The following is a 7,684-nucleotide window of genomic DNA, read 5'->3' on the forward strand; positions in this document are numbered from 1 at the left end:
TTATGACGCAAAGATACAATAAATATTGGAATAGCAAATCGTTTAAGCGAAATATTTTTGATTATTTCACTTAAACGATTACGTTATCTTATGAATTTGAAGTTTTTAAAGTTGAAAAATAAAATTTCAAAGTTCCATATTATACGATGATTCTTGTCTTATGATAGTTCTCACGGAACTCACTTGGCGAGCATCCCTTCTTTTTCTTGAATATCCGGTTGAAATTGCTGAGGTTATTAAACCCGCAGTCAAATCCGATTTCACTGATACTTTTAGCTGTATCCACCAGCATGCGTGCCGCATAGCCGAGACGAAGGTCGATGATATACTCAGAAATGTTCCTGCCCGTATGAAGTTTGAAGAAACGGCTGAATGCACTCGAACTCATGCCCGCCAAAGAAGCAAGCTGAGGCAGGCGGAGATCATCCATATAATTCTTAGAGATATAATTCTTCACCTTTAATATACGGCGACTGTCGTCCTCAACGGCTACCTTAGCATAACTGGAAGAAGCCAAGGTACGGGCATTCTCGCACTTAGACAATTCATAGAGGATGGTCAGGAATTGCTGGACGGCATAAAAGCCATCCTTGATGCTACTCAATGTATCTAACAGACCATACACTTTCATGATTGCCTTTATCGGAAAACAAAGGCCTTTCTTAGCCTCCTGCATCATACGGGTAATGCTGGCATAAGGATTTCTTCCGAAAAGGGTTTCATCTGCCATACTGAAGTCAAACTGAATGGTAATCTCACGAATGTCCTCACTTCGGCATTCGTTCTGCTCCCATACATGCTCCAGGTCAGGAGAGGTGATAAGACAGAGATCATAATCGCCTATAACCTCCTGTGAATCGCCCACAATACGTTTCACACCGGCCGCATTCTCTACAAAATTAAGTTCGAATACCGAATGGTTGTGTATCGGATAGGTAAACTCTTTCTTGTGACGGTCAGCAATATATAGTACGTCCTTACCCATCAAAGGGGTAATTTCATGTATGATTCTTCTGTCTTCTGCCATAATGTTATAGTGATTAATGAGTAGTGAGTAGTGATTGAAGAGTAATGAATAATGATTAGTGATCATCATGCGCATACAATAATCACTAATCAATATTCACTAATCACTAATCGTTATATTAAATATTCAATGTTCTAAGGATTTCGCTCATCTTCTGCTTGGTTGCGATACGTGTAGGTACCAGAGGCAGACGGAGTTCGTTCTCAATGAAGCCCATATCATTCAGCAGAGCCTTAACACCTGCAGGGTTACCATCCACAAAGAGCAGACTGTACAACTCTGTGAAAGAATGATGAATCTTGCGTGCAGGCTCGTATTCACCGCGGAATTCCAGACGAATCATACGGCTGAATGCCTTTGGCAGTGCATTACCGATTACAGAGATAACACCAGCAGCACCACTTGCTATCATAGAGAAGGTAAGCGCATCATCACCACTGATAACTTCAAAGTTATCCGGCTTGTTCTTGATAATCTCATCTACCTGCTCCAGGCTGCCACTAGCTTCCTTCACTGCTACTACATTAGGGAAATCGCGCGCAATGCGACAAGTGGTCTCAGGCTTCATGTTAATACCTGTACGACCAGGAACATTATAGAGTACGATAGGCAGTGGACTAACCTGAGCTATTGCCTTGAAATGCTGATACAAGCCTTCCTGAGATGGCTTGTTGTAATAAGGACAAATACTGAGGATGCCATCAATGCCACTCCAGTCTGTGTTCTTGATTTCATCCACGACAGCAGCAGTATTGTTGCCACCACAATATTTCAAAATCTTGACGCGCCCCTTGTTCACGTCTTTCACCAATTCAGTAATCTTGTCTTTCTCTTCCTGGGTCAGGCATGGAGCCTCACCAGTAGTGGCAAGGATGCAAAGAAAGTCTGCACCATTGTCAATTTGGAACTCTACCAATCTCTTGAGAGACTGATAATCAACCGATCCGTCGGCCTTAAATGGAGTAATGAGGGCAATACCTAAGCCCTTAAAAATATTCTGTGCCATAATCTATTAAACAAAATCGTTGGCAAAAGTACACAATTATTGTCAAAATGCAAAATAAAATCAGAATTTTCTTTCAAGATTGTATCATTTTTGAAAATATTCTGTATTATTATACCATATTTCACGTTTTTTTAGTAACTTTGCACCCGAATTAAGCGAAAAACGAAGGGCAAACCAAGCTCTATGTTCGAAGCTCAAAGTAAAACAGTTCAAAGTTAATAATGAGATATTTTATATTCTTTGGTTACGACGGAACCAACTATCACGGCTGGCAGATTCAGCCTAATGCCAATTCGGTACAGCAGGAGTTGCAGCGTGCACTCTCCATACTTCTGAGAAAAGAGATAGAAGTAGTGGGAGCCGGAAGAACCGACACAGGAGTACATGCCCGCAACATGGCGGCTCACTTCGAGACTGAGATTACGATGGAACTCGACCAACTGGTATATCGTCTGAACCGAATTCTGCCACGTGACATCGCAGTATACGAAGTACAGGAGGTTAATCCTGAGATGCACGCCCGCTTCTCTGCCACCTCGCGTACCTATCATTATTATATCCACACAAAAAAGGACCCTTTCGAGCGTCACTATTCCCTGCAGATGAACTATCCTCTCGACTTCAAGAAGATGAACGAGGCTGCACAGCATTTTCTGCAACACGAAGACTATGCTGCTTTCTGCAAGGCGGGCGGTGACAACAAGACCACCATCTGTCATGTAACGACAGCCCGCTGGGTTCAGACCTCTCCCACTACCTGGTATTTCGAAATCACCGCCAACCGTTTCCTGAGAAACATGGTAAGAGCCGTGGTGGGTACCCTCATCGATGTGGGCAGGGGAAAGATTACGATGGAGCAGTTCCTCGACATCCTGCACAATGGCAGCCGCAGCGATGCGGGCGAAAGCATGCCAGGCAATGCCCTGTTCCTGGAAGACGTGGGATATGATTTCAAAGAATAAATGATTAGAAACACAAGGGCGCGAGCCTTAATAAACATTAAATAATAAACATTAAACACTACTATGTGGTTAGTATTAGCATTTCTCTCAGCAGCGCTGCTGGGATTCTATGATGCCTTCAAGAAGAAGGCACTTTCAGGTAACGCAGTAATTCCCGTGCTCTTCTTGAACACGCTTTTCTCATCACTCATCTTCCTGCCGTTCATCATCTTGAGCTATACAGGAAATTCGCTGGATGGAACCATGTTCCATGTAGCCGAAGGCGGATGGGAAGTTCACAAGTATATCGTGCTCAAGAGTTTCATCGTATTGAGCAGTTGGATCTTCGGTTATTTCGGCATGAAGCATCTGCCACTCACCATCGTGGGGCCTATCAATGCCACCCGTCCGGTAATGACACTCGTGGGTGCCCTGCTGGTTTACGGCGAGGTACTCAACCTCTACCAGTGGATTGGTGTCATTCTTGCCATCATCTCCTTTGCCATGCTTTCGCGCAGCGGAAAGAAGGAGGGCATCGACTTCAAGCACAACAAGTGGATTTACTTCATCGTTCTGGCTGCCGTACTCGGTGCGGTGAGTGGTCTATACGATAAGTATCTGATGGCTCCACCCGAGAATGGTGGTGTAGGATTGGATAGAATGATCGTGCAGAGCTGGTACAACATCTACCAGTGCTTCCTCATGGGAGCCATGCTCCTGATGATATGGTGGCCTACCAAGAAGAACTCCACCCCATTCCATTGGCATTGGAGCATCATCTTCATCAGCATCTTCCTTTCGGCTGCCGATTTCGTATATTTCTACGCATTGAGCTTGCCAGGAGCCATGATCAGTATCGTCAGCATGATCCGCCGCGGTTCGGTCATCGTCAGCTTCCTCTTCGGTGCAGCCATCTTCCACGAGAAGAACCTCAAGGCTAAGTTTGTTGACCTTCTTCTCGTTCTGCTCGGAATGCTGTTCCTCTATTTCGGAACAAAGTAATCTGCATAGCATACGAAACTTTCTGCAAAGAAAGCAACAAGCATAAAAAAAGTCTTGCAAGCCAATGTGCCTGCAAGACTTTTTTATGTTTTTACCAGATATGTGCACGCTTGTTCTTTGGAACAAAGAGCTTGTCGCTCTTCTTGATGTTGAATGCCTTGTACCATGCATCCACCATTGGGAGGGCACCGTTCACACGAGCCTCGTTTGGAGAGTGAACATCCACGGTCATCAGATACTGCAGGTACTCAGGACGGGCATTGCCTGCCCATACACGTGCCCATGCCAGGAAGAAGCGCTGCTCTGGAGTAAATCCATCCTTCACAACCAACTTCTCTGTCTTCATCACATTCTGAAGTGCACGGAAAGCGATGTTCAAACCACCATTGTCACCGATGTTCTCACCCAGGGTCATCTGGCCGTTTACCTTCTTGCCAGCCAACTCAATCTTGTTGAAATGGTCAACCAGAATCTTGGTGCGAGACTCGAAGTTCTTCTTATCTGCAGCGGTCCACCAGTTGTGCTGGTTACCAGTCTTATCAAACTGACTACCCTGGTCGTCAAAACCGTGGCTCATCTCATGACCGATTACACCACCGATACCGCCATAATTCATCGCATCATCAGCTGTTGGATCGAAGAAAGGAGGCTGCAGGATAGCTGCAGGGAAGCAGATCTCGTTGGTAGTTGGGTTGTAATAAGCATTGATAGTCTGAGGAGTCATTCCCCACTCTGTCTTATCTACCGGCTTGTTCACCTTACGGGCAATGGCATCCTTGGTAAAGAACTCAGAGATGTTTGCCATATTCTCGTAGAGAGAGAGGCTGTCATCTACCTGCAAACCGCTATAATCCTTCCACTTGTCAGGATAACCGATCTTGATGATGAAGTTCTCCAACTTATCCTTAGCCTGTGCCTTGGTAGCAGCACTCATCCATGTAGCCTCATCGATGCGCTGAGAAAGCGCAGTCTGGAGATTGTGAACGAGGTCGAGCATACGCTTCTTGCTACTTTCAGGGAAGTACTTCTCTACGTAGATCTTTCCGATAGCCTCGCCCAAAACGCCGCTCACGGTACTTACAGCACGCTTCCAGCGAGGACGGTCCTGCTGAACACCGCTCATTACCTTGCTCAACTCGAAGGATACGGCACGGAAATCATCGCTCAACACACTGGTAGCACCAGAAATCACCTTAATCTCTGCGTATGTCTTCAAATCATCCAGAGAGGTCTCTGCGAGAATCTTCTCAACCTCGTGGATTGGCTCAGGCTGACCTACACAAACTTCCTTGAAAGCAGGGAAACCGGATGCCAGGAACACGTTGCCCCAGTCGATGCCAGGATAATCGAGCACGAGCTGGTTGTAGGTCATCTTGTGATAGTTCTTGTCGATGTCGCGGAGCTGTACCTGGCTATAGCTTGCCTTAGCGATGCGGGTCTCGATGGCCATCACAGCCTCCATCTTCTTCTGGGCTGTAGCCTCGTCGTTGCCAACCATCTGGAAGAGCTTCTTCATATAAGCCTTGTATGCATCACGGATCTTCTTGGTCTGCTCGTCATCGTTTACATAGTAATCGCGTACACCAAGACCAATACCGCCCTGTCCTACCTCAACGAGGTTGTTGGCGGCATCACGAAGGTCGGCACCAACACCGATACCATACATCATGGTACCCTCGCCACGGAAATCGAGCTGAGCTGTTACCAACTGATACTCTCTGCGGTCCTTGATGGCAGCGATACGGTCGAGAGTTGGCTTGATAGGTGCCCATCCCTCCTTGTTCAGGCGAACGCTGTCCATACGGAGGTTGTAGAGCGAACCGATCTTTTGTCCGAGCGAACCCTTCTGCTGTGGCTTGGAAGCATATTCAAGGATGATGTCCTGAATGCGCTTCTGATTCTGCTCAAAGAGGTCTGTAAAAGCACCATTATCAGTATGCTCAGCATCAAGCGGATTGTTCTTCATCCAGTTGCCTGCGGCATAACGATAGAAATCATTTCCTGGCTTGATGCTCAAGTCCATATTGGCCTTGTCAATACCAGAGCCCAACTTATCCTGCTGGGCAAAAGCTGTTGTTGCACTGAGCAACAATGCAGCGAATAACACTTTTGTTTTCATTGTTTATAATGTTTATAGTTTATGTTTCATATTGAATTGGCTTGCACTACTCAAGGCTAGACCGGCGAAGGTCAAGCCACCGTTCAGCATCAAGAGTTCGTAACCAAACTTATAACCTGTAAGCTGTGATGTCATGTTATCGATGACGAAACAGATAAGCGGACTGGCTATGCAAATCCATGGTGACCACCGGTCGTTCACCTGTCGCCTGGTAAGCAAACTGAAGGCAAACAATCCCAACAATGGTCCATAGGTATACGAGCAGAGAATGTAGATGGCATCAATAACGCTGGTAGAGTTGATGGCCTTGAAGGCAATGATGAACAGCATGAACACCACCGCAACCAACAAGTGCATACACTTGCGGAGCTTCACATCATCCTTCCTGCCCAGGATATCTACACAAAGACTCGTGGTTATAGCAGTCAGTGCAGAGTCGGCACTGGAGAAACTGGCAGCAACAATACCAATGGTAAAGAGCACAACTACCAAGGTTCCCATCGCTCCTGATGCCGCAAAGATCGGCAGCAGATCATCAGGAGCAGATGGCAAAGCCACTCCCTGTTTCTGAGCCAGCATCATCAGCAGTATACCCAGACTCAAGAAAAGCAGATTGGCTGGCACAAAGGCAAAGCCGTAGGTACAAACATCTTTCTGTGCCTCTCGAAGCGACTTGCAGGTAAGATTCTTCTGCATCATGTCCTGATCTAATCCTGTCATCACAATCACCACAAACACACCACTGAGAAATTGTTTCCAGAAGTTCTGCTTCGATACCCAATCATCAAAGACAAAGATGCGGGAATGACTATCTTGAACAATTGCCGAAACAGCCTCAGAAGGCGTCATGCCTAAGGCTGCCATCACCTGATAGATAATCAGGATGAGCGCCGCAAACATACAGGTGGTCTGGAAGGAATCCGTCCACACCAGAGTCTTGATGCCACCCTTTCGGGTATAGAGCCAGATGAGCATCACCATCACAGGCACCGTTATCCAGAACGGAACACCCACCCCATCGAGCACAAACCGCTGCAACAAGATACAGACCACAAAGAAGCGAACTGCGGCTCCAGTCATCTTAGACAAGAGGAAGAATGAAGCTCCCGTCTTATATGAGCGCTCACCCAACCGCTGCTGCAAGTAGCTATAAATGGTAGTGAGATTATACCGATAATAGATAGGCAGCAAAAGGAAACCTACGGCAAAATAACCCACGATAAATCCAAGACACATCTGAAGATAGGTCATATCGGTCTTCATCACCATGCCCGGCACACTGACAAAGGTAATACCCGAGATGGAAGCACCCACCATACCGAAGGCTACCATATACCAAGGCGAACGTCGGTTAGCTCTATAAAACGTTTCATTACTGCTGGCACGTCTTGCCGTGATGTGACTGAAAAGCAACAACACGCAGAAATATGCCAAAATTGTGATGATAATAATCATTTCTTTCTCTCTTTTTATATCTACCTTAATTCCGCAACACTATAATTTAACTTTATTTATAAGTTCCTGAGCAACAAAAAGTTGCCCAGGATTTTGCCATGTCAGAATTTTCACTTATCTTAGTGTTGCAAAAA

Annotated in this window: 6 protein-coding genes; 2 read left to right on the forward strand and 4 right to left on the reverse strand. The window is 46.0% G+C overall.

Annotated elements, in window-relative coordinates:
* Nucleotides 1-139: 139 nt before the first annotated feature.
* Together ACTQ16_RS10655 and dapA are read right to left on the reverse strand one after the other, a co-directional pair.
* The gene (locus tag ACTQ16_RS10655) at nt 140-1,027 is read right to left on the reverse strand and encodes an AraC family transcriptional regulator (RefSeq protein ID WP_264949929.1); all 888 of its coding nucleotides are present in this window, start codon (nt 1,025-1,027) and stop codon (nt 140-142) included.
* Between the two features lie 118 nt (nt 1,028-1,145).
* On the reverse strand, nt 1,146-2,033 hold the full coding sequence (gene dapA / locus ACTQ16_RS10660; RefSeq protein WP_153122741.1) for a 4-hydroxy-tetrahydrodipicolinate synthase: 888 nt from the start codon (nt 2,031-2,033) through the stop codon (nt 1,146-1,148).
* A 221-nt stretch (nt 2,034-2,254) separates the two neighbouring features.
* On the opposite strand from dapA, the gene truA reads away from it, so the two are divergent.
* Both truA and ACTQ16_RS10670 read left to right on the forward strand, forming a co-directional pair.
* On the forward strand, nt 2,255-2,995 hold the full coding sequence (truA, locus tag ACTQ16_RS10665) for a tRNA pseudouridine(38-40) synthase TruA (RefSeq protein ID WP_441937344.1): 741 nt from the start codon (nt 2,255-2,257) through the stop codon (nt 2,993-2,995).
* Between the two features lie 63 nt (nt 2,996-3,058).
* The gene (locus ACTQ16_RS10670) at nt 3,059-3,976 is read left to right on the forward strand and encodes a DMT family transporter (protein WP_089542731.1); all 918 of its coding nucleotides are present in this window, start codon (nt 3,059-3,061) and stop codon (nt 3,974-3,976) included.
* A gap of 91 nt (nt 3,977-4,067) precedes the next feature.
* On the opposite strand, the gene ACTQ16_RS10675 is transcribed toward ACTQ16_RS10670, so the two are convergent.
* Entirely contained in the window at nt 4,068-6,095 is a 2,028-nt protein-coding gene (locus tag ACTQ16_RS10675) for a M13 family metallopeptidase (protein WP_441937345.1), read from the reverse strand.
* A 12-nt stretch (nt 6,096-6,107) separates the two neighbouring features.
* Nucleotides 6,108-7,550 carry a sodium:solute symporter gene (locus tag ACTQ16_RS10680; protein ID WP_441937346.1) on the reverse strand — a complete coding sequence of 481 codons (1,443 nt, stop codon included), beginning with the start codon at nt 7,548-7,550 and terminating at the stop codon, nt 6,108-6,110.
* Between the last annotated feature and the right edge of the window lie 134 nt (nt 7,551-7,684).

The organism is Prevotella sp. LCP21S3_D2 (assembly GCF_052118345.1).
Lineage (GTDB): Bacteria > Bacteroidota > Bacteroidia > Bacteroidales > Bacteroidaceae > Prevotella.

What these genes read in the sequence shown, in the direction of transcription:
- ACTQ16_RS10655 (WP_264949929.1), bottom strand. Translation starts at nt 1,027, where the DNA reads ATGGCAGAAGACAGAAGAATCATACATGAAATTACCCCTTTGATGGGT.
- dapA (WP_153122741.1), bottom strand. Translation starts at nt 2,033, where the DNA reads ATGGCACAGAATATTTTTAAGGGCTTAGGTATTGCCCTCATTACTCCA.
- truA (WP_441937344.1), top strand. Translation starts at nt 2,255, where the DNA reads ATGAGATATTTTATATTCTTTGGTTACGACGGAACCAACTATCACGGC.
- ACTQ16_RS10670 (WP_089542731.1), top strand. Translation starts at nt 3,059, where the DNA reads ATGTGGTTAGTATTAGCATTTCTCTCAGCAGCGCTGCTGGGATTCTAT.
- ACTQ16_RS10675 (WP_441937345.1), bottom strand. Translation starts at nt 6,095, where the DNA reads ATGAAAACAAAAGTGTTATTCGCTGCATTGTTGCTCAGTGCAACAACA.
- ACTQ16_RS10680 (WP_441937346.1), bottom strand. Translation starts at nt 7,550, where the DNA reads ATGATTATTATCATCACAATTTTGGCATATTTCTGCGTGTTGTTGCTT.